Origin of the sequence: Pseudomonas sp. 43mfcvi1.1 (genome assembly GCF_900115935.1) — a bacterium.
Taxonomy (GTDB): domain Bacteria; phylum Pseudomonadota; class Gammaproteobacteria; order Pseudomonadales; family Pseudomonadaceae; genus Aquipseudomonas; species Aquipseudomonas bijieensis.
Window position 1 is genome coordinate 119421 of the sequence record NZ_UETT01000009.1, and the last position, 21965, is coordinate 141385.

Sequence of the window (21965 nt, forward strand, 5' to 3'; positions counted from 1 at the left end):
GGCGCTATGCTTGGCCGGAGTGCTGAAGGCGAACATCCCTCTGGGGGACTTTCCCGGGGCATGAGTGAAATGATCGCGCGCACCGTCGCATCGGGGCTGCGCGCAATGCCTTACGGCAGCGGCATCAATACCTTCTCGCTGGCCGAGGAATGTTCAAACAAAGGAAGAGGCTATGGTTCAAGTTCGCAAACTGGTGTTAGCAATAGCGGCCGCCTCGGCGCTGTCCTCCGGTATGGCGCAAGCGCTCGGGCTCGGGGAATTGACCCTGAAGTCGACGCCGAACCAGCCCTTGGTCGCCGAGATCGAGTTGCTCGACGTCCAGCAACTGACCGCCGCCGAAGTCGTGCCGAGCCTGGCCTCCCCCGAAGACTTCGCCAAGGCTGGGGTCGACCGCCAGGCCTTTCTCAATGACCTGACCTTCACCCCGGTGATCAACGCCAACGGCAAGAGCGTCCTGCGGGTAACCTCCAGCCGTCCGCTGTCCGAACCCATGGTCAAGTTCCTGGTGCAGGTGATGTGGCCCAATGGCCGTCTGCTGCGCGACTACAGCGTATTGCTCGACCCCTCCAAATTCTCGCCACAGGCCGCCGACGCCGCCCGGGCGAAGCCACCCCAGGTTGTGTCCACACCGGTTACCGGCGCCACCAAGCCTTCCCAGTACACCACCACGCCGCGCGATACCCTGTGGGAAATCGCCGCCAAGGTGCGCAACGGCGGGTCGGTCCAGCAAACCATGCTGGCGATCCAGGCGTTGAACCCGAACGCGTTCATCAACGGCAACATCAACCTGCTCAAGACCGGGCAGGTGTTGCGCCTGCCGGATCCGGTGCAAAGCACGGCGTTGCCGCAACCCCAGGCCATCGCTGAAGTGGCTGCGCAGAACGCCGCCTGGCGTTCGGGACGTCGGGGCGTGGCGGGTGCCGGCAAGCAGCAGTTGGATGCCACCAAGCGTGGTCGTGGCGAAGGCGCGCCGGCACAGGCGGCCGGTCGCGACAACTTGAGCCTGGTCTCGGCCGACTCGGCGAAGGCGGGCGGCAAGGGCAAGGGTGCTGCCGGCGATGCCCAGGCGCTCTCCAACAAGCTTGCTGTCACCCAGGAAAGCCTCGATTCGGCGCGCCGGGATAACGAAGAGCTGAAAAGCCGCATGGCGGATCTGCAGAGCCAACTGGACAAGCTGCAGCGCCTGATCGAGCTGAAGAACAACCAGCTGGCCAAGATGCAGGCCGAAGGCGCCGCCGTTCCGCCAGCTGGCGAGGCACCTGGGGCGATGTCCGCACAGCTGACGCCTGCGCCAGCGGCACAAGCCCCGGCGGCTGCACCGGCACCTGCGCCAGAAGCGACCCCGGAAGCGACACCGCCTGCCGCGCCGGTCGAACCGACGCCTGCCGCGTCCAACGAGCAAAAATACAACGACCTGCTGACCAACCCGATCCTGCTGGGGTTGATTGGCGGCGGTGCACTGCTCCTGCTGTTGCTGCTGTTGTTGCTCGCTCGACGCCGCAAGGCCCAGCAAGAAGCGGAAAAACACTTGCGCATGGCCCGGGCCCTCGAGGAGGAGGCTGACTTCTCCCCGGAGCTCGATCTGCCCCCGAGCAGCTTCGAGGGCATTGAGGTTCCGCCACCTAGCGTAAAACTCGAGCCGAAACCCGCACCCGCGCCTGCGCCGGCCCCCAAACCAGCCCCGGTGGTCGCGCCTGTGGTGGTCACGCCGCCTATCGCCGCGCCATTGGTGGCTCCGGCCGCCGAGCGTTCCGACGACGTGCTGCCCCAGGCCCAGTCCCATATCGACCGCGGCCGCTTGAACCAGGCAGCCGACCTGCTCGAGCAGGGCATCAAGGCCGAGCCTCAGCGCAGCGACTTGCGTCTGAAGCTGATGGAAGTCTACGGTCAGCAGGGTGACCGCGATGCTTTTGTCGCCCAGGAGCGCCAGCTGGTGGCCAATGGCGAAAACTTCGCCCAGGTCGAACAACTGAAGAGCCGTTTCCCGGCCATGGTGGTCGCCGCTACAGCAGGCCTGGCCGCAGCGACCGTGGCCGCGGAGCTGGATGCGCAGTACGTCAAGGATCTGCTGGAAGACAAGTCGCCAACCGACGAGGAACTCGACAGCGCCTTCGACCTGAGCCTGGATGACCTGGAAACCCCGGTCGCACCGGCCCCTGAGCCTGTCGCGGAGTTGGACGCGTTTCCGGAGGACGACGACCTGAGTTTCGAGTCGGTGCTCAAGCAGCAGACCGAGGCCAACGAAAGCCTGGACGACCTGTCGGAGTTCGACCTGGACCTGGGCGCCGACGCGCCGACGCCGATTCCGGCGCTCGATGACGAAGACTTCCTGCTGGACCTGGACGATGACCTCAAGGGCTTGGACTTGCCTGCGACTGAAACGCCAGCCTTGGCCGATACACCGGCTGACGACCTGGAGCTGCCAGCGGATTTCGATCTGTCCCTGTCCGATGAAATGGATGCCCACGATGCGCCCAAGGACGCCTTCGAGTCCGAGCTGGATGATGTAAACGCCGAGCTGGATCGTTTGTCCGACAGCCTGGGTCAACCGACCTTCACTGCCGAAGATGCCTTGGTAGGCGCTGAAGACGAACCGGACTTCGACTTCCTCAGCGGTACCGACGAGGTAGCCACCAAGCTCGATCTGGCCCAGGCCTACATCGACATGGGTGACAACGACGGCGCTCGCGATATCCTCGGCGAAGTCCTCAGCGAAGGCGACGCGACCCAGAAGAGCGAAGCACAGGAAATGTTGTCGCGCCTGGTCTGAGAGGGTCGGTTCAACAAGAGCGGCAGCCAATGAGGCTGCCGTTTTTGTTTGGGGTTGGGAGGTGATGGTGTTGGGCTAGCCCCATCGCGAGCGGGCTCGCTCCCACAGGTTTTTGTGTGTAGCGCAAAATCTGAATCCAACAGAGCTCTTTGTGGGAGCGGGCTTGCTCGCGAAAGCAGGGTGTCAGTCATGAATTTTTAGCTGGCACACCGTATTCGCGAGCAAGCCCGCTCGCACATGGTATTTGTGTGTTGCGTAAATTCTGAGTCCATCGCCAGCCCCCTGTGGGAGCGAGCCCGCTCGCGATGGCGTCGGCCCGTCCAGCACAGGACTAACGGTTGCACTGGCATCCCGTCCCGACCGCCTTATAATGCCCGCCTTTGCGTACCTCAGCAGGCTGTAATTCCTTGGCAAACATAGACAACCCGGCCGCCGAAATGGCGGCCGACGGCTTTTTCCGGATCGCCTTGGGCGTTGAATACAAAGGCTCGCGCTACCGTGGCTGGCAGCGCCAGGCTTCCGGTGTACTGACCGTGCAGGAAACCCTCGAAAACGCGCTGTCCAAAGTCGCCGACTCGCCCGTGTCGCTGCATTGCGCCGGCCGTACGGACGCTGGCGTGCATGCCTGCGGCCAGGTGGTGCATTTCGATACCCAGGTCGAGCGTTCGATGAAGGCCTGGGTGATGGGCGCCAACATCAACTTGCCGCACGACGTCAGCGTCAGTTGGGCCAAGGAGATGCCGGCGCATTTCCATGCGCGCTTCAAGGCCATCGCCCGGCGTTATCGCTACGTGATCTACAATGATCAGATCCGTCCGGCGCACCTGAACGAAGAAATTACCTGGAATCACCGCCCGCTGGATGTCGAGCGCATGGCCGAGGCCGCGCAATACCTGGTCGGCGTCCATGATTTCAGCGCGTTCCGAGCCGGCCAGTGCCAGGCCAAGTCGCCGATCAAGGAACTGCATCACTTACGCGTGACCCGTCACGGCAAGATGATCGTGCTCGACATCCGCGCCAGTGCCTTTCTGCATCACATGGTGCGCAACATCGCCGGCGTATTGATGACTATTGGGGCCGGCGAGCGCCCGGTGGAATGGGTCAAGGAAGTGCTCGACAGCCGTATCCGCCGTTCCGGTGGCGTCACGGCGCACCCGTTTGGCTTGTACCTGGTGCAGGTCGAATATCACGATGAATTCGAGTTGCCACAGCGTTACATAGGGCCACATTTCCTCACGGGCTTCTCGGAACTCGACGGCTGACGCCCCGCGCAGCATTTGCTACCATCCGGGACTTTCACGGATTTGCCTGAGGTTTTAGCCACCATGCCGGTCGTTCGCAGCAAGATTTGCGGGATCACCCGCGTCGAGGACGCGTTGGCGGCGGTCGAGGCCGGGGCCGATGCCATCGGGCTGGTGTTTTACGCCAAGAGTCCGCGGGCGGTGACGGTGCAGCAGGCGAGGGCGATCGTCCAGGCCTTGCCGCCATTCGTGACTCCCGTGGGCCTGTTCGTCAACGCCAGTCGTTGCGAGCTAGGCGAGATTCTCGATGCGGTGCCGCTGGGTTTGTTGCAGTTCCATGGCGACGAAACCCCGGCCGATTGCGAAGGCTGGCATCGTCCGTACATCAAGGCGTTGCGGGTCAAGGCCGGCGACGACATTGCCGCCCGTTGCGAGGCCTTCGCCAGTGCCAGCGGCATTTTGCTGGACACTTATGTGGAAGGTGTTCCTGGCGGTACCGGCGAAGCCTTCGACTGGTCGCTGGTGCCACAAGGCCTGGGCAAACCGATCATCCTGGCCGGTGGCCTGACGGCGGAAAACGTCGCCGCGGCCATTCGTCAGGTTCGCCCTTACGCAGTGGATGTGAGCGGTGGGGTGGAACAGGGCAAGGGCATCAAGGACCCGGCAAAGATTCGTGCATTCATGGCCGCTGTACGCAGTAGCCAGTCGTCAATGTGACGGCTGGCAGACTGCCGCCGTCCATACCAGCACTGTACAAAGCAGGCAGGCGCCGCCTCCGGGTGGGCCGATAACGTAGGGGTAACCGCGGTGCAGCGGTTGCCGGGATGGCTGAGGAGGTTGGGCTGCATGCAGGTCATGTTTCGCGCTGACCGTGGTGGCCTTCGATCCTCGCCGCACAATGAATTTAGCTCAAGGGCATACGCGGGGCCGCGAACCAGAGCGTTCGGGCCGCCGGTACTGGAGAAAGAAGCATGAGCAACTGGTTAGTAGACAAACTGATCCCTTCGATCATGCGTTCCGAGGTGAAGAAAAGCTCGGTGCCTGAAGGTCTGTGGCACAAATGTCCATCCTGCGAGGCGGTGCTGTACCGTCCCGAGCTGGAAAAGACCCTGGACGTTTGCCCCAAGTGCAACCACCACATGCGCATCAGTGCGCGTGCCCGTATCGACATTTTCCTGGACGCTGAAGGTCGTGTGGAATTGGGCGCCGACCTGGAGCCTGTGGACCGCCTGAAATTCCGCGACGGCAAGAAGTACAAGGACCGCCTGACCGCGGCCCAGAAGCAGACCGGCGAAAAAGACGCCCTGGTGTCCATGAGCGGCACTTTGCTGGGCATGCCAGTGGTGGTTTCGGCCTTCGAGTTCTCCTTCATGGGCGGTTCCATGGGCGCCATCGTTGGCGAGCGTTTCGTTCGCGCAGCCAACCATGCCCTGGAAAACCGTTGCCCGATGATCTGCTTCTCCGCTTCCGGCGGTGCGCGGATGCAGGAAGCGCTGATCTCCCTGATGCAAATGGCCAAGACCTCCGCGGTGCTGGCGCGTCTGCGTGAAGAAGGCATTCCGTTCATCTCGGTACTGACCGACCCGGTCTACGGCGGTGTTTCCGCCAGCCTGGCCATGCTCGGCGACGTGATCGTCGGCGAGCCGAAAGCCCTGATCGGCTTCGCCGGCCCACGCGTGATCGAGCAGACCGTGCGTGAAAAGCTGCCGGAAGGCTTCCAGCGCAGTGAGTTCCTGCTGGAGCACGGCGCCATCGACATGATCATCCATCGCCAGGAGCTGCGTCCGCGCCTGGGCAACCTGCTGGCTCAACTGATGGGGCTGCCGACGCCGAAATTCGTCGCCGCACCGATCGAGCCGGTCGTGGTTCCGCCGGTGCCTGCAGGCCTATGATCCAACGTACCCTGGGCGACTGGCTTGCCTACCTCGAGCAGTTGCATCCATCGGCCATCGACATGGGGTTGGAGCGCTCGCAAGCGGTAGCGTCCCGCATGGGACTCGCCAAGCCCGCGCCCCGGGTCATCACCGTCACCGGCACCAACGGCAAGGGTTCGACCTGCGCCTTCATGGCCTCGCTGCTGCGGGCCCAGGGGCTGAGCGTCGGTGTCTACAGTTCGCCGCACCTGCTGCGCTATAACGAGCGGGTGCAAGTGAACGGCGTCGAAGCCACAGACGCCCAGCTGTGCGAAGCCTTCGCCGCGGTGGAAGCCGGGCGTGGCGATACAACCCTCACATATTTCGAGATGGGCACCCTGGCGGCGTTCTGGTTGTTTGCCCGTGCCGGTCTCGATGCGGTGGTGCTGGAAGTCGGCCTGGGCGGGCGGCTGGATACGGTCAACCTGGTGGACGCAGACATTGCACTGGTCACCAGTATTGGCGTGGACCATGCCGATTACCTGGGTGATACCCGCGAATCCGTGGCCTTCGAAAAGGCCGGCATCTTTCGCCAGGGCGCGCCTGCACTCTGCGGCGATCTCAATCCGCCCCAACCGTTGCTGGATAAGGTTCGCGAACTGAGTTGCCCGTTTTTTCTGCGCGGGCGGGATTTCGACCTGGCGATGACCGAGCAGCATTGGCAATGGCGCGGCAGCGACCTGCGGGGCAATCCGGTGGAGTTGCGCGATCTGCCGCTGTTGGACCTGCCGATGGAAAACGCCGCGTTGGCGCTCCAGGCCTATCTGCTGCTGGGCTTGCCCTGGGATGCCGGGCAAATCGTCCAGGCGTTGCAGGCGACTCGTGTGGTCGGGCGCCTCGATCGTCGTCAGTTCGATTGGCAAGGCAAGCGCCTGAACCTGTTGCTGGATGTCGGCCATAACCCCCACGCAGCGCAGTACCTGGCCGAGCGCCTGGCGCGGCGGCCGGTGGTGGGGCAACGCCTGGCGGTGTTCGGGTTGCTGTCCGACAAGGATCTGGATGGCGTTGTCGAGGCGTTGGGTGCTAGTGTCCAGCACTGGGCGGTGACGCCACTGGATTCGCCGCGCTCACGTACGGCGGAGCAGTTGCAGGAAGCCTTGCAGCGTCGCGGTGCTTCAGTGCAAGCCTACGCCAGTGTGGCCGACGCCCTGGAAGGGCAGTGCGCCCTGGCGACGGCCGATGATGAAATTCTGCTGTTCGGATCATTTTTTTGTGTTGCCGAGGCCCTTCAATGGTTGGCCCGGCGCTCCACGGAGGAGACTGCAGATGGCATTGCTGGATAAGGCGTACAAGCAGCGCATGGTCGGGGCCCTGGTGTTGGTGGCCCTGGCGGTGATTTTCCTGCCGATGCTGTTTTCCCGCCAGGATGAGCAGCGCCAGGTCACAGTCGACGCGCCGGCCGCGCCCCAGGCGCCTTCAGTGCCGCCGGTGCAGGTTGAGCCAGTGGTTGTGCCCGAGCCTCAGACGTTGCCTCAGGAACCGGTGCCAAGCGACGAGGAGCTGGCTGAGCAACCTGCTGCGCCTTCCACGCCTATTGCGCCCGCTCCTGCCCCGGCCGCGCCAAGCAAGCCGACTGTCGCGCCAGTGCCTGTTCCAGCAGCGCCAGCGGTCAAGCCGGCCCCGAGCCAGCCGATCACCGCGGCACCCGCCAAGCCGGACACGACCCAGAGTCGTGTGGATGCCAATGGCCTGTCGGTCAGTTGGTCGGTGCAACTGGCCAGCCTGACCAGTCGCGAAAGTGCCGAGAACTTGCAGAAAACCCTGCGCAGCCAGGGCTACAACGCCTACATCCGTTCCGCCGATGGCAAGAACCGGGTGTTTGTCGGTCCGCTGATCGAGCGTGCCGAGGCCGACCGCCTGCGTGATCTGCTCAGTCGCCAGCAGAACCTCAAGGGGTTCGTCGTGCGCTTCCAGCCAGAACGCGGCTAACAGCGATTTAGTGGATTTGAATCGTGCAGCTTACCGACAGCCCTGCGCTCTGCTAAAATGCGCCGCCTTATCCGTCTGTAGGCTGCACCGTGCCATTTACCTGGGTTGACTGGGCGATCGTTGCGATCGTCGCCATCTCCGCATTGATCAGTCTGAGCCGCGGCTTCGTCAAGGAAGCCCTCTCGCTGCTGACCTGGATCATCGCGGGAGTCGTAGCCTGGATGTTTGGTGGTTCGCTGTCCCAGTACCTCGCCGGATACATCGAAACTCCGTCGGCGCGCGTGATCGCGGGCTGTGCCATCTTGTTTATCGCCACCTTGCTGGTTGGCGCAATGATCAATTATCTGATCGGCGAACTGATTCGCGTCACCGGGCTTTCCGGGACGGACCGGTTCCTGGGCATGGCCTTCGGCGCGGCGCGTGGCGCGTTGCTGGTGGTCGTGGCCGTCGGGCTCTTGAGCCTGGGGCCGGTGCAGCAGGATACGTGGTGGCAGGAGTCCCGGCTCGTGCCACAATTTCTATTGGTCGCAGACTGGTCCAAGAACCTGATCCTGGGTTGGAGCAGTCAGTGGCTTGCCAGCGGTATCAGCGTACCCGCTGAAATACCGTTCAAGGAACACCTCTTGCCGATGGCCAAAACGCCGCAGTGAGTGTTGTTCAGTTCAGATCCATTAAGTAGGGGTTGCGTCGCATGTGTGGCATCGTCGGTATCGTCGGTAAGTCGAACGTCAATCAGGCGCTGTATGACGCGCTAACCGTGCTCCAGCACCGCGGCCAGGACGCTGCCGGTATCGTGACCAGCCATGACGGCCGGTTATTCCTGCGCAAGGACAACGGCCTGGTGCGTGACGTGTTCCACCAGCGTCACATGCAGCGCCTGGTCGGTCACATGGGTATCGGCCACGTGCGCTACCCGACCGCGGGCAGTTCGACGTCGGCTGAAGCCCAGCCGTTCTACGTCAACTCGCCTTACGGCATCACCCTGGCCCACAACGGCAACCTGACCAACGTCGAGCAATTGGCCAAGGAGATCTACGAATCTGACTTGCGCCACGTCAACACCAGTTCCGACTCGGAAGTGATGCTCAACGTGTTCGCCCATGAGCTGGCCCAGCGCGGCAAGCTGCAGCCTACCGAAGAAGACGTGTTCGCCGCCGTGACCGACGTGCACAACCGTTGCGTGGGTGGCTACGCGGTGGTGGCGATGATCACCGGCTACGGCATCGTCGGTTTCCGCGATCCCCACGGGATCCGTCCGATCGTGTTCGGCCAGCGTCACACTGATGAAGGCGTCGAGTACATGATCGCCTCCGAAAGCGTGTCCCTGGACGTGCTGGGCTTCACTCTGATTCGCGACCTGGCCCCAGGCGAAGCGGTCTACATCACGGAAGATGGCAAGCTGCACACCCGTCAGTGCGCGACCAATCCGACCCTGACCCCGTGTATCTTCGAACACGTCTACCTGGCGCGTCCGGACTCGATCATCGACGGTGTCTCGGTCTACAAGGCCCGTCTGCGCATGGGCGAGAAGCTGGCCGACAAGATCCTGCGCGAGCGTCCGGAACACGACATCGACGTGGTCATCCCGATCCCGGACACCAGCCGCACCGCGGCCCTGGAGCTGGCGAACCACTTGGGCGTCAAGTTCCGCGAAGGCTTCGTGAAGAACCGCTACATCGGCCGGACCTTCATCATGCCGGGCCAGGCCGCACGGAAGAAATCCGTACGCCAGAAGCTCAACGCCATCGAGCTGGAATTCCGCGGCAAGAACGTGATGCTGGTGGACGACTCCATCGTGCGCGGCACCACGTGCAAGCAGATCATCCAGATGGCCCGGGAAGCCGGCGCCAAGAACGTTTATTTCTGCTCCGCGGCCCCGGCCGTGCGTTACCCCAACGTCTACGGCATCGACATGCCGAGTGCCCATGAGCTGATCGCTCATAATCGCACCACCCAGGACGTCGCCGACCTGATCGGCGCCGACTGGTTGATCTACCAGGACCTGCCGGATCTGATCGAAGCGGTCGGCGGTGGCAAGATCAAGATCGAGCAGTTCGATTGCGCGGTATTCGACGGCAAGTACGTCACCGGCGACATCGACGAGGCCTACCTGAACAAGATCGAGAACGCGCGTAACGATGCGTCCAAGGCCAAGACTCAGGCGGTCAGTGCGATCATCGATCTGTACAACAACTGATTGACGAACCGGCCCTGAGGGGCCGGTTTGCGTTTAAACCGAATTCAGGAGTGACAGCATGAGTCAGGATTGGGATGCCGGTCGGCTGGACAGCGACCTTGAAGGTGTAGCGTTCGATACCCTGGCGGTTCGCGCGGGTCAGCACCGCACGCCGGAAGCCGAACATGGCGATCCGATGTTCTTTACCTCCAGCTACGTGTTCCGTACCGCAGCTGATGCGGCGGCACGCTTTGCTGGCGAAGTGCCGGGCAACGTCTACTCGCGCTACACCAACCCGACCGTGCGGGCTTTCGAGGAGCGTATTGCCGCCCTGGAAGGCGCCGAGCAAGCCGTGGCCACTGCCACTGGCATGGCGGCGATCATGGCCGTGGTGATGAGTCTGTGCAGCGCCGGTGACCATGTGCTGGTATCGCGCAGCGTCTTCGGCTCGACCATCAGCCTGTTCGAGAAGTACTTCAAGCGCTTTGGCGTGGAAGTCGATTACGTGCCCCTGGCGGACCTGTCCGGTTGGGATGCCGCAATCAAGGCCAACACCAAGCTGCTCTTTGTTGAATCTCCCTCTAACCCGCTCGCCGAGCTGGTGGACATCGCCGCGCTGGCGGAAATCGCCCACGCCAAGGGTGCCATGCTGGTGGTCGACAACTGCTTCTGCACTCCGGCGCTGCAACAGCCGCTGAAGCTGGGCGCGGACGTGGTGGTGCATTCGGCGACCAAGTTCATCGACGGCCAGGGCCGTTGCATGGGCGGCGTGGTGGCCGGTCGTGGCGAACAGATGAAAGAAGTGGTGGGCTTCTTGCGTACCGCAGGTCCTACTCTTAGTCCGTTCAACGCCTGGATCTTCCTCAAGGGCCTGGAAACCTTGGGCCTGCGCATGAAAGCCCATTGCGCCAACGCCCAGGCCTTGGCCGAGTGGCTGGAGCAGCAGGACGGCATCGAGAAAGTGCATTACGCCGGCCTCAAGAGCCATCCGCAACATGACCTGGCCTTGCGTCAGCAGCGCGGTTTCGGTGCGGTGGTGAGCTTCGAGGTCAAAGGGGGCAAGGAGGGCGCCTGGCGCTTCATCGACGCCACCCGGCTGATCTCCATCACTGCCAACCTGGGTGACAGCAAGACCACCATTACCCACCCGAGCACCACGTCCCACGGTCGCTTGTCGCCCCAGGAGCGTGAGTCGGCGGGTATTCGTGACAGCCTGATCCGCGTTGCGGTCGGCCTGGAAGACGTGGCGGACCTGCAAGCCGACCTGGCCCGCGGGTTGGCGGCCTTGTGATCGAGCTGGCTACGCCGCCGAGCGGCACTCATGGCCGGGTTGCACTGGTTACGGGCGCCGCGCGGGGTATCGGCCTGGGCATCGCCGCCTGGCTGATCTGTGAAGGCTGGCAGGTGGTGCTGACCGACCTGGATCGCGAACGCGGTTCCAAGGTGGCGAAGACCCTGGGCGACAATGCCTGGTTCATCGCCATGGACGTGGCGGACGAGGCGCAGGTCGCCACCGGTATCGCCGAGGTGCTCGGGCAGTTTGGGCGGCTCGACGCGCTGGTGTGCAACGCGGCCATCGCCGACCCGCACAACATCACCCTGGAAAGCCTGGACCTGGCTTATTGGAATCGGGTCCTGGCGGTGAACCTGGGTGGGCCGATGCTGTTGGCCAAGCACTGCGCGCCGTACCTGCGCGCCCACAACGGCGCCATCGTCAACCTGGCCTCGACCCGCGCCGCGCAATCGGAACCCGACACCGAGGCCTATGCCGCGAGCAAGGGCGGCTTGCTGGCCCTGACCCATGCCCTGGCGATCAGCCTGGGGCCGGAGATCCGGGTCAACGCCGTCAGCCCCGGTTGGATCGACGCGCGGGACCCCTCCCAGCGTCGCGCACAGCCGTTGACTGATGCCGACCACGCCCAGCATCCAGCGGGCAGGGTAGGCACGGTAGAGGACGTGGCGGCGATGGTGGCGTGGCTGTTGTCGCGCAATGCCGGTTTTGTCACGGGGCAGGAGTTCGTGGTGGACGGCGGCATGACCAAGAAAATGATTTATAAGTGAGGGCGGTTGCGGGTGCCGTTTGAAACTGTTTTGAAAAAACTTCAACCCTGCTATTGACTTAGCTTCGGTACCTGCGTAAATTTCGCGGCCTCAACGAAGCAAAGGGTGATTAGCTCAGCTGGGAGAGCGTCTGCCTTACAAGCAGAATGTCGGCGGTTCGATCCCGTCATCACCCACCATGTTTTACGAGAGTCTTGCGAAAGCGAGACGGAAGCTGTCAAAAGCCTCCACCGACGCGCAGCGGTAGTTCAGTCGGTTAGAATACCGGCCTGTCACGCCGGGGGTCGCGGGTTCGAGTCCCGTCCGCTGCGCCATATTTTCCGAAGCAGGTTCGCCTGGTTCGAGATCCGAGCCCAAGGGGTTGGATCAGACGAGTTAACTGGACGCAAGTCCATAGCGATACGCAGCGGTAGTTCAGTCGGTTAGAATACCGGCCTGTCACGCCGGGGGTCGCGGGTTCGAGTCCCGTCCGCTGCGCCATATCTGCTTCGAGGCCCACTGAACGCCTTGAAGCTAAGAAGAAAGCTGAAAAGCTACTTCTAGTCGATAGCAAAAACCCTGGTCGAAAGACCGGGGTTTTTTGTTTTCGGGATTTGAAAGATTGGAACAAGCCTGTGGCGAGGGGGTTGCTGTGGCGAGGGGATTTATCCCGCTGGGCTGCGAAGCAGCCCTTGTTGTTGGGCGCTTCAGAACCCCAATTTATCCCGCAACCCGTAATACCAAGCCCCTAACGCCGCAAACGGCGTACGCAACAACTGACCGCCGGGGAAGGGGTAGTGGGGCAGGTCCGCAAACGCATCAAAACGCTCCGCCTGCCCACGTAGCGCTTCAGCCAGGACCTTGCCCGCCAGGTGCGTATACGTCACACCATGACCGCTGCAGCCCTGGGAATAATAAATGTTATCCCCCAGGCGCCCGACCTGAGGAAGGCGGGACAGCGTCAGCAGGAAATTTCCGGTCCAGGCGTAATCGATCTTCACATCCTTGAGCTGCGGAAATGCCTTGAGCATCTTCGGCCGAATGATCGCTTCAATATTCGCCGGATCCCGCGCGCCATACACCACGCCGCCGCCGAAGATCAGACGCTTGTCACCCGTCAGCCGGTAATAATCGAGCAAGTAGTTGCAGTCCTCGACGCAATAGTCCTGAGGCAGAAGGTTGCGAGCCAATTCATCTCCCAGCGGCTCAGTGGCGATCACCTGGGTGCCGCAAGGCATGGACTTGGCCGCCAACTCCGGAACCAGATTACCCAGGTAGGCATTGCCCGCCACAATAATGAACTTGGCCCTGACCTTGCCCTGCGGTGTATGCACAACCGGACTGGCGCCACGCTCGATGCGCACCGCTGGCGATTGCTCATAAATCACCCCGCCCAGCGACTCCACCGCCGCCGCTTCACCCAAGGCCAGGTTGAGCGGATGAATATGCCCGCCGCTCATATCCAGCATGCCGCCCACATACTCTTCGCAAGCCACCACCTCGCGAATACGCCGCTGATCCAGCAACTCCAACTGGGTATGCCCGAAACGCTCCCATAAACGCTTCTGCGACTCCAGGTGGCCCATCTGTTTAGCGGTGAGGGCAGCGAATACACCGCCGTCCTTCAAATCGCACTGAATCTGATACTTCGCCACCCGCTCGCGGATGATCCGCCCACCCTCGAACGCCATATTGCCCAGCAACTGCGCCTGCTGAGTGCCGACGCTACGCTCAATCACATCGATGTCGCGGCTATAACTGTTAACGATCTGCCCGCCGTTGCGACCCGAAGCCCCAAAGCCGACCTTCGCCGCCTCAAGCACCGTCACCTTGAAACCGTTCTCCAGCAAAAACAGCGCAGAGGAGAGGCCGGTGTATCCAGCGCCGATCACGCAAACGTCCGTCTCGACGTCATCCTGCAGGGCAGGGCGCGGAGGAACCGGGTTGGCTGACGCGGCGTAATAGGACGCTGGATAGGATGTGTTCGCCATTCTGCAACCTCTGTTTTATATTTTTTACGAATGCGCCGATCCTACCCGAGTTAAAAATCGGCCGCCAGCCACCGCCAAATCTTCGTCGCATCGGTGAAATTAAATATTTTGCATATTCATAGGGTTAGGTGAAAAAAAGGTGTTGACACCCCTCCGGAATTCCGTAGAATGCCGCCTCACAGCAGGCACGTAGCTCAGTTGGTTAGAGCACCACCTTGACATGGTGGGGGTCGTTGGTTCGAGTCCAATCGCGCCTACCAAACAAAATCCGCTCTGCTGGGCGGTCTAGAAGGGCTCACCGAAAGGTGGGCCCTTTTTTGTTGGCGTACATAAGGACATGGTCATGCGGGTTGTCACTTCCGTAACTTTTCTTTCTATAGCGCTTGCTGGTTGCTCTGGAATACCTTCAGTTCCATACGAAGAGCCTGCTCAATCAGAGGGAGTGGCGCGTGTTCGCGTTATCACGAACTCTGATGTGTACGGAGATAGCATCGTCGGCAGTTGTGCTCCTGCTACCCGGCATAAGATGGCTGAAGCCGGACGTTTCGGGGGGGACGAGACAGCGAACATCAACTATCCGCAGTATCCCCTGAAGTCGGCGAGCGTTGGCGTACCGAAAAGAGTTTGGCCCAGTCTTATCCAGTACATCCCTGCAATTCGGATGGGGGAAGGGGCTTACAAAGAGGTCGTAACCGAGTATCGCGTCAGGACGGATCTGCCATTCCAAATTGCAACCCGGGGCGCGACCATTGCGGGCAACGGCAGCTCTTACCGGACCTGTGGTGGCCAGGCGCTCGTTTACAAGCTGGAACCAGGGAAAGACTACGAAGCGGTGGTAGGGGTGGATGGCAGACCAAGCAAAGATGGCGATCCAGCGCTAATTTGCATGTTGGCGGTTCTCGAACTTACCACTTTGCCTGGCACTTCGATTGTGATTCCCCAAAAGCTGACGCATGCTGCGCCTCCGCAGGTGGCCTGTAAAAACTAACAAGCACCGCCTGCCATCGAGCGGTTTTTGCGTCTAGCAGAAACGAGAAAGCCCCGACTTAGGTTGGGGCTTTCTCGTTGTGGCGAATAAAAGGGAAAAACGGGACAGGCCACGATTATGAAGCGGTCAAGTAATGAACTCATTAGCGTGACCTAGGCCCGCTCCGTCGGGCTAGAGTTTTTTAAGCCTGCCCTTGATAAAAGGTGATTGTCTCTTTTAAAGAGTCTGAGAACTCATAGATTTCATCGAGCGAATTGATCGAATGTCGAGTTTCATTCTTGTCTTTATCAAAAACACCTAGATACTTTTGAGTTCTGTTGAAATGGAGTCTTGCTATTGGTTTTCGATTGTTGTCGTCTAATAAAATTCCAAAATAACTCTGAGTGTCTCGGTGTGCGATCCGCTTTGCGTCTATTACTGTACGCACTATCGCCTTTATGATGTGGAAGCCCTCTAACTCTTCCATCGTAGTGAGGACTCTATCCTCGGGCGTGTCACTTGTTCCTGGTTGGCTTTCGGATACAACCAGTTCAGCCGGAGTGGGTAGCGGAACGCAGCTGATAGCAGACTTCAAACGATCGTTAATCTGATCGTTTAGGAACTGAAAAAAGGCGACAGATTTATTTTTGCTTCGCTGCGCTGAGAGCTTCCATCGAATGGATTCGCTTGGATCAACAGCCGACTAGAAAATAAATCCGTCCCCTTTTTCCTTCAAGCCGGCCGCCGCTTGGCGCGGAAGAGCGCCGACTCGACTTCGCCGACGTCGCTCAACTTCACATCCATCTTGGTGAGGCGGTATTCGCGCATCAGTGCCTGTGCCTGCCGCAGCGCCGTGGCGGCTTCGTTCTCGTTGGCGCTTTGCGCCAGTGCCAGGCAGTGCTTGATCTTGCAGATAGCTCGCTCAAGTTTCTTTGCGTCAATCTGTTGTGCGGACATAGGTGATCCTCGCCGGCTGGCGTGATTCGTAGAAGTGGGGTATTTGTGTTTGGCCCGGTATGTGCCGAGAGTAGGAGGTCGGTATGAGATTTACGGTTGGAACAAGAACAAAAGGCGTTGAAGACTGGACTTACTCGCTGGAGTTCGACGAGGAAGCCGGAGAGTTATTTCTGCATACGGAGCGCTTTGGTCTTGGTGATGATCACAGTGAAGGGCGCGTGCCGTTGCGGAGCGCAAAGAACAGCAGAGGGTACAGATACGCGATTGTGTTCTTGAAAGAAAAACTCGGACCTCCTACTGCCTAACCTTTAAAACCGCGAGGATTGTTCAGGCGCGTCGGACTTTGAAATGGAGCATCGCCCTGATGCTGTGGCAGTAATCCTTAAGTTGCTCATAGGCCTTGTACTTGGCTTGGCCTCGGGTAGCGGCCCAAACCCTGATCAGGCTTTCTCGGCTCCTCCAGCTGAGATCGTCCCAGTCGTGATTGAAAGGCAGGACAAGCCATTCCTTGAGGGGCAGTGTCTCGGCCATTTCGCCGTACTGCATTTCATGGGTTGGGTGGTAGTTGCTGATCCGCTTCTTCGGATCTTCGTCCAACACGACGCCGATGTAGTGGCCGCGATCTGCCAGGATGACACCAGGCTGCCCATAGGCGATGACCCGGCAGCCGATTTCGGCGGGCACCTGATAGTGCTGCCGGACGTACTCGCAGTTGTGGGTCATGGATTTCTCCAGTTAGGCGACGCCTTCCGTTTCCGGATGCGCATGTGAGTGGTAGATTTTTGCATGGTGGCTATGCGACATTAATCAGCTTGGATCATGTCGCATGGAGCTGAAAATGAAGGTCTTCGTAAGCTGGTCTGGTCAGCGTAGCAAGGTAGTCGCAGAGCTGATCAGCGATTGGATAAAGTGCGTGTTGCAGGCTTCACAGCCTTGGATATCTACACGTGATATTGACAAAGGCGCTATTTGGTTTTCTGAAATCTCAGATCAGTTGAAGGATACCGCAGCCGGGATAGTTTGCTTAACACAAGAGAACAAAAATAAGCCTTGGATATTGTTTGAAACTGGGGCGCTTGCTAAAGGGCTAAGCACAAATCGAGTCTGCACTTTCTTGATAGATTTGCAGAGCAGTGAAATTGAGGATCCTTTAGCGCAGTTCAATCACACATTTCCAGAGCGAACCTCTATGTGGGGGCTGACTTGCTCCCTAAATGCATGTCTTGACCAAAATCGGCTTGATGAAAGAATTCTACGTCAAGTGTTTGATACATACTGGCCTCAGTTTGATCAAAAATTCAAAGAGGCCATTAAAAATACTCCTCAAGCGGAGAATGTGGAACCAAGGTCAGAACAAAGTATACTTGCAGAAATATTATCCAATACGCGGTCGTTATCAAGTCGAGTCAGGGAGCTTGAGAGCCGGCAGTCGGTCGTTGCAGATAAGTGGCCTAGTTTTACAAGTAGTTTTAAAACTGCGGAGGAGTTCATAGTTGAGCTCGCGAATAACGACACTGTAACCATCCAAGAAGTTTTGCGGAAGGCAGAAGATTTAGGGGTGGAGCGAAGTGTGGTTGAGGATATTCTTTCTAAGTATAGGATGATCATGTTTTCCAAACAAAGGTCGCGCAAGCCATCCGGAAAAGAAGAATGAGTCAATTGATTTAATTGGCGCTAACCTCTCACGGCGAGCGCCGTAGCAACCCGCGCGCTGTCCAGCGTGATGTCCGAATGTCAATAAGTGGTGTGTGTCGGCCTGGGCTCCCATCGCTACCGGCGCGGTGGCAATTTGGTTTTGGTTTTGGTTTTGGGGTATTACGGGATACCGGCAAGACGTCGGTATGCCAAGGAGGTACACATGGAAAAACACATCGTCACCGTCGGCGAGCTTCGTCGTCAGCTTGAGTCGTACCCGGATGACCATGAGATTGGATTCAGTGGCGGACTCACGCTAGGCCGGGTAAAGAGCCGTGGACCTGACCTGGTTAACATCGAGTTTGCGGAGGTTCAGGCCGATCTCGATGATGAGTTTCGTGCAGAGTATCCTGGCATTCTGGTTGTGTTTCTTAAGCCGGAAGATTGATCAGTCCGCCAATACTTTAAGCGCCTCGCGCTGATGCGCCAGTTTCAGTTTCCGCGACACATTTTCAGATATCACGTATTAGGGAAAAGGGGACAGATTTATTTTTTTGCTGCGCTGCGCTGAGAGCTTCCATCGAGTGAGTTCGATTGGATCGATTAGCGTCGGTTAGAAAATAAAACCGCCCCTTTTCCCTTTTCCCCGCATTGCGGGCCAAGTCCTATAAGTTAGCGCTCTGTGAGTGATAACCTACGAGTTCTTCCATAAATGATATTGGACCAATTATGAAAAGCTGTGTGAGGACGCTCGGAGCTAGCCTCGCCAACAGTATAGTGATCCCCGCCGCATGGTTGTCGGGGCTTGCGACGATAGGACTCTTGTGGGGCATGATAGAGTTTTCGTCCGGTAAGCTTACAGTCGAAGGACGTCAGCTCTTCCTGGCTTCTGTTTCTATTTTTTGCCTCGCCATATGGCATTTGATACGGCGCAAGAGACGAGCAAAAGCACTTGTAGCATCCATCAACCTAAAGGAAGGTCTGAGCCTTGACGATACTCAACTGCTCGGCTATCCCAGCCCCCATTTTCTTGTCTTTGACCTCTCCAACAAGAAGCTCGCTCAATGCCAAAGCACCACCGGCGACTATCAAATTCGAGACTTCACGTGGGTAACAGGATGGCAGTGTGAGTGGCAACGGATTGACAGCAGGGTGTCGGGCGGGGTTCTTCAAATAGTCGATGGGGCGGGCATGAGCGTTCCAGCCGACGAGATTCGGCGTAGATTCATAGGATTCTCACTGGTTTTGACGGTTGCCGATACAAGCCATCCTCTCCTCCGTTTTCCAATGAACCGGAGCGCAGCTGAAGGGTGGTGCGCCCGGTGCAATGTACTTTTCAAGGACTAAACACGACGCGTCATACCAGAAGATAATTATCTTTAGAGCTCGCGTCAGCAGCTCGACGAGCAGCATGTGCGCCGATGTCTATTCGAAATGAGGACCGTTAATGCCGTACAACTACACGAACGGCCGTTACCTGGTCTTCAAAGGCAATGGCAGCGACGGGGCGCCCTTGGGCCGGATTTATCAGGACGGAAAAGTTCGAAATCTCCTGGGTGAGTCGCTGTACTACATAGACATGGACGAACGTGCGTTCATTTCGGTCGATTTTGTCTTTCAGGGTGAAATACAAAAATGTCGCGGCACGTTTTGTGTGCTCAGCGATAAAACGCTTTTCACATTTTCCGAGATGAAGGTTAAGCCACTGGGAAACGAGACCGAGGAGCAGGCGCTTCACAGGGAGTTCAAAAGGAGGGCGCTAAGTTTGGCAGGGCAGATCGTTCAGGCGAAGAATGAGATGGTGCAGGCACGCTTGGATATGGCTTGGTCCAATTTAAACCCTTGGCGCCGTTTCCGTGCCTTCTTCACGAGCCGAGCCCGCCGGGAGCGAGCATCGCCAGGGCGGCCTTACAGTGGGTTAGAAAGTGATCATGAGTTCAAATCGAAGTCTGTCCCGATTTCCTCATCGTCGCTCGCGACAATGGTCTTGCGGGCTACGGATGCGAGGAAAACACAGGCAGACCACGATTATGAGGCGGTCCGATTACACGTGAACTCAAATCTCGGTCTGTCCCCAGCTTTCTGGTTTCCGCCGATTGAGGTGGGTTCCATAGCGGCACTTGCAGCAAGTCCCCGTCGTAGCTCGCGCTGGGAAAGCATCCAGTCAATCTATACTCCGCGTTTTGCCCGGACACTCGTCAATTGATTGGGACTTAAATGAAAAAGGTAGTTTTGGCTCTCTCGCTGGCCGCACTGGTAGCCTGCATGCCTTATCAATCAGTGAGCTCGCCAGATCCAAATTGGATGCGTCTGGGTGGAGAAGAGCCTGAAGGTTATCCAAGGACGTTTGTTGAGAACCAGAGCGGCCATTGCGCTCTGGTTACCGAGTCATGGACTGATGGAAGAATCAACGGTCGTCTTTTGTGGACCAAGAAGCAGTCTCGAAAAGCTATTACCTGCCCATAGGCATCTGTCTAAGGGCTGATTCGCAGCGGGGAGAAGGGACAAACCGCGATTTTTGAGACCGCTAAATTAATGTACGCAATATCGTGGCCTGTCCCAGTCGTTCTGACTTCCACCCCGGCTCGTAGTAGCGAAGTAATGGTGCTAAATTCTGCGCGTCCAGCGTGTGGGCCCATTTGGCTCGGCGGGGATATTCAACGCCTTTCTCAACCGATTTTGTGGATATGGAAATTCAATGAACACATCCAAGCTTTCGATTGCGCTGTCCTGCGCTGTTGCTGTTTTGATGCTGAGCGGATGCGCTGCCTCTGTAAAAAGCGGCGGGACTGAAACGCTCATCATCCAGGAGTCAGCCAAACAGAATCTGGTTGTAAGCTTTCAAGGCAATGGCAAGGTTCAACAAAACGAGGACTGGCCCCGTTTAAAGCAGGAATGGAATGACGCTCTACAGGTCGAAGCGACTCGCGCCGGCTACAGCCTTACAGAGGCTCAGGCATCAAGCCACGACGGCAAGGACGGGGTCGGTATCAAGATCAACGTGACCAATTTCCGTTACCTGACCCCTGGCGCGCGCTACGGAGCCGGGGTCATGGTGGGAAACGCGTGGGTCAATTCCAGTGCAGACTACTCGGACTTGAAATCGGGTCACCTGATTGGAACTCGCACCTATGACACGTCCTCGTCGGCTTGGGAAGGTGTCATGTCGGCTATGACTCAAGAGCAGGTCCAGGCTATTTCTCAGAAAATCATCAGTGATATCAAGAGCGCAAAAGCTAAGTAATCGATCCTGGCTAACTAGTGTTGGTTGAGCGGGGCGGGTGGTGATCCCAGTTTTTTCTTGAAGCTGATGAAGCACGCCCTGAGGAAGGGTGAATCAATGCCAAAGAAACATCAGGAAAACAAAGCAGCGACGGCTGCTGACATTGAGCGCTCTATCCAGGCACTGAACAAGATGGCTGAACGCCTCTGGGGCGATGGTCGAGAGGCTGAGGCTAAAGCCCTGCTCGATGCCTTGGATGCTTTAAACAGGGCGCTCGATAGGATCAGAATTGGGGAGAGCCGCAGGGTTCTTCATTGAGGCGCGAAGGAAAATGGGACAGACACGATATGAAACGGGCGATTGCAAGGGACTTGAATCGTAGGCTGTCCCCAGTTTCATCCCCTCCGGCCACTGGGCTTTTGTCCTGGTGGATGCCTGGCCAGTCTGTTGGCGTTTCATCAAGCCCATGGAAGCCGCGATATCGTTCTGCCACTTAGCAATGGAGGTAGGCGATGAAAATCGATAATTGGCAAGGCTGGGAACCAGAGTGGCTTAGGCTGACTGAGCATTTCCTCAATGCACCGGAGGCACCCGGCGCCTACATAATCTGTGCAGACCACGAGATTGGCCGAGCTGTCGGTTCCGACGAGCACGGCATCTTGACTATTGGCGAATCGGACAATTTACGGCGGCGTCTTGCTGCGTTTGTGCGCTGCGCAAGGAATCCCGGAGTCTCAGGGCATATGGCGGGCTGGCGGTTTAATTACGCCTCCTTCGAAACCGTTTTCCCTTTGGACACACTCTGGGTTAGCTGGTGTCCGACTCTCGATAAGACAGCCGCCTATGCAAAAGAAGGGGAAATGTTAGCCCTCTATTTGGCCCAGCATTTCGAGCTGCCTCCTCTTAACTACAAATTTAACTGGCCAAAGCTGGAAGTGGCAGTGCTCTAGCCCAGGGGGAACGGGACGGGGAAAACGGGGACAAACCACGATTATGGGACGGGCGGATTACAGATAAACTCAAAATCGCGGATTGTCGCCGGTTTCTAAGCGTCGGCGTACCTTTGGCGCGCAAAGAAAAGCCCGACTGGGGAGGCCGGGCTAAAAGAGTTTCACTAGGAGCT

Annotated in this window: 20 protein-coding genes, 4 tRNA genes and 2 pseudogenes; 22 read left to right on the forward strand and 4 right to left on the reverse strand. The window is 58.8% G+C overall.

The features are described 5' to 3' along the window. Positions 1-172: 172 nt before the first annotated feature. From DTP52_RS18215 to DTP52_RS18275, 13 genes are all read left to right on the forward strand, one after another. On the forward strand, positions 173-2770 hold the full coding sequence (locus DTP52_RS18215; RefSeq protein ID WP_109754602.1) for a FimV/HubP family polar landmark protein: 2598 nt from the start codon (positions 173-175) through the stop codon (positions 2768-2770). 437 nt (positions 2771-3207) lie between these two features. Then, positions 3208-4032 (forward strand): tRNA pseudouridine(38-40) synthase TruA, encoded by an 825-nt coding sequence (gene truA / locus DTP52_RS18220; RefSeq protein ID WP_109754735.1) that lies wholly within the window; start codon positions 3208-3210, stop codon positions 4030-4032. Between the two features lie 63 nt (positions 4033-4095). Next, on the forward strand, positions 4096-4728 hold the full coding sequence (locus DTP52_RS18225) for a phosphoribosylanthranilate isomerase (RefSeq protein WP_109754603.1): 633 nt from the start codon (positions 4096-4098) through the stop codon (positions 4726-4728). Positions 4729-4982: 254 nt separating this feature from the next. Then, positions 4983-5903, forward strand: a complete 921-nt coding sequence (gene accD / locus DTP52_RS18230) for an acetyl-CoA carboxylase, carboxyltransferase subunit beta (RefSeq protein ID WP_109754604.1) — start codon at positions 4983-4985, stop codon at positions 5901-5903. Next, positions 5900-7207, forward strand: coding sequence for a bifunctional tetrahydrofolate synthase/dihydrofolate synthase (gene folC / locus DTP52_RS18235; RefSeq protein WP_109754605.1), 1308 nt, complete (start codon positions 5900-5902; stop codon positions 7205-7207). The genes accD and folC overlap by 4 nt, the downstream gene beginning before the upstream one ends. Then, a complete protein-coding gene (locus tag DTP52_RS18240) occupies positions 7191-7853 on the forward strand; it encodes an SPOR domain-containing protein (RefSeq protein ID WP_109754606.1) in 663 nt (220 codons plus the stop codon). Before folC ends, DTP52_RS18240 begins: the two co-directional genes overlap by 17 nt. An 89-nt stretch (positions 7854-7942) precedes the next feature. After that, positions 7943-8503, forward strand: a complete 561-nt coding sequence (locus tag DTP52_RS18245) for a CvpA family protein (RefSeq protein ID WP_003179770.1) — start codon at positions 7943-7945, stop codon at positions 8501-8503. A 41-nt stretch (positions 8504-8544) separates the two neighbouring features. After that, complete coding sequence (gene purF / locus DTP52_RS18250) at positions 8545-10050, forward strand: amidophosphoribosyltransferase (protein ID WP_109754607.1); 1506 nt, start codon at positions 8545-8547, stop codon at positions 10048-10050. A gap of 58 nt (positions 10051-10108) precedes the next feature. Continuing rightward, a complete protein-coding gene (locus DTP52_RS18255; RefSeq protein ID WP_109754608.1) occupies positions 10109-11320 on the forward strand; it encodes an O-succinylhomoserine sulfhydrylase in 1212 nt (403 codons plus the stop codon). Next, entirely contained in the window at positions 11317-12090 is a 774-nt protein-coding gene (locus DTP52_RS18260; RefSeq protein ID WP_109754609.1) for an SDR family oxidoreductase, read from the forward strand. Before DTP52_RS18255 ends, DTP52_RS18260 begins: the two co-directional genes overlap by 4 nt. A gap of 103 nt (positions 12091-12193) precedes the next feature. Further along, positions 12194-12269, forward strand: a tRNA-Val gene (locus DTP52_RS18265). 58 nt (positions 12270-12327) lie between these two features. Next, positions 12328-12404 (forward strand) — tRNA-Asp (locus tag DTP52_RS18270). Positions 12405-12493: 89 nt separating this feature from the next. Then, positions 12494-12570, forward strand: a tRNA-Asp gene (locus DTP52_RS18275). A 206-nt stretch (positions 12571-12776) separates the two neighbouring features. On the opposite strand, the gene DTP52_RS18280 is transcribed toward DTP52_RS18275, so the two are convergent. Continuing rightward, complete coding sequence (locus tag DTP52_RS18280; RefSeq protein ID WP_109754610.1) at positions 12777-14060, reverse strand: FAD-binding oxidoreductase; 1284 nt, start codon at positions 14058-14060, stop codon at positions 12777-12779. Positions 14061-14243: 183 nt separating this feature from the next. On the opposite strand from DTP52_RS18280, the gene DTP52_RS18285 reads away from it, so the two are divergent. Together DTP52_RS18285 and DTP52_RS18290 are read left to right on the forward strand one after the other, a co-directional pair. Next, a tRNA-Val gene (locus DTP52_RS18285) sits at positions 14244-14320 on the forward strand. A gap of 83 nt (positions 14321-14403) precedes the next feature. Beyond that, positions 14404-15048 (forward strand): hypothetical protein, encoded by a 645-nt coding sequence (locus tag DTP52_RS18290; protein ID WP_109754611.1) that lies wholly within the window; start codon positions 14404-14406, stop codon positions 15046-15048. 181 nt (positions 15049-15229) lie between these two features. Here DTP52_RS18290 and DTP52_RS31670 read toward each other — a convergent pair. Both DTP52_RS31670 and DTP52_RS18300 read right to left on the reverse strand, forming a co-directional pair. Beyond that, positions 15230-15652: pseudogene (locus DTP52_RS31670) on the reverse strand (restriction endonuclease); the annotation flags it as partial. 113 nt (positions 15653-15765) lie between these two features. After that, positions 15766-15984, reverse strand: a pseudogene (locus tag DTP52_RS18300) (DUF2786 domain-containing protein); the annotation flags it as partial. Positions 15985-16067: 83 nt separating this feature from the next. Between DTP52_RS18300 and DTP52_RS18305 the strand changes: the two are divergent. Beyond that, on the forward strand, positions 16068-16289 hold the full coding sequence (locus DTP52_RS18305) for a hypothetical protein (RefSeq protein ID WP_109754612.1): 222 nt from the start codon (positions 16068-16070) through the stop codon (positions 16287-16289). 22 nt (positions 16290-16311) lie between these two features. On the opposite strand, the gene DTP52_RS18310 is transcribed toward DTP52_RS18305, so the two are convergent. Beyond that, complete coding sequence (locus DTP52_RS18310; RefSeq protein ID WP_109754613.1) at positions 16312-16707, reverse strand: hypothetical protein; 396 nt, start codon at positions 16705-16707, stop codon at positions 16312-16314. Between the two features lie 115 nt (positions 16708-16822). On the opposite strand from DTP52_RS18310, the gene DTP52_RS18315 reads away from it, so the two are divergent. From DTP52_RS18315 to DTP52_RS18350, 6 genes are all read left to right on the forward strand, one after another. Then, on the forward strand, positions 16823-17638 hold the full coding sequence (locus tag DTP52_RS18315) for a TIR domain-containing protein (RefSeq protein WP_109754736.1): 816 nt from the start codon (positions 16823-16825) through the stop codon (positions 17636-17638). 204 nt (positions 17639-17842) lie between these two features. Next, positions 17843-18067, forward strand: coding sequence for a hypothetical protein (locus tag DTP52_RS18320; RefSeq protein ID WP_109754614.1), 225 nt, complete (start codon positions 17843-17845; stop codon positions 18065-18067). A 999-nt stretch (positions 18068-19066) separates the two neighbouring features. Then, positions 19067-19825, forward strand: a complete 759-nt coding sequence (locus tag DTP52_RS18330; protein WP_109754616.1) for a hypothetical protein — start codon at positions 19067-19069, stop codon at positions 19823-19825. Between the two features lie 492 nt (positions 19826-20317). Next, complete coding sequence (locus DTP52_RS18340; protein ID WP_109754618.1) at positions 20318-20863, forward strand: DUF4410 domain-containing protein; 546 nt, start codon at positions 20318-20320, stop codon at positions 20861-20863. 96 nt (positions 20864-20959) lie between these two features. Then, positions 20960-21160, forward strand: coding sequence for a hypothetical protein (locus DTP52_RS18345; RefSeq protein ID WP_109754737.1), 201 nt, complete (start codon positions 20960-20962; stop codon positions 21158-21160). A gap of 194 nt (positions 21161-21354) precedes the next feature. Then, positions 21355-21792, forward strand: coding sequence for a hypothetical protein (locus DTP52_RS18350; RefSeq protein ID WP_109754619.1), 438 nt, complete (start codon positions 21355-21357; stop codon positions 21790-21792). Positions 21793-21965 lie beyond the last annotated feature (173 nt).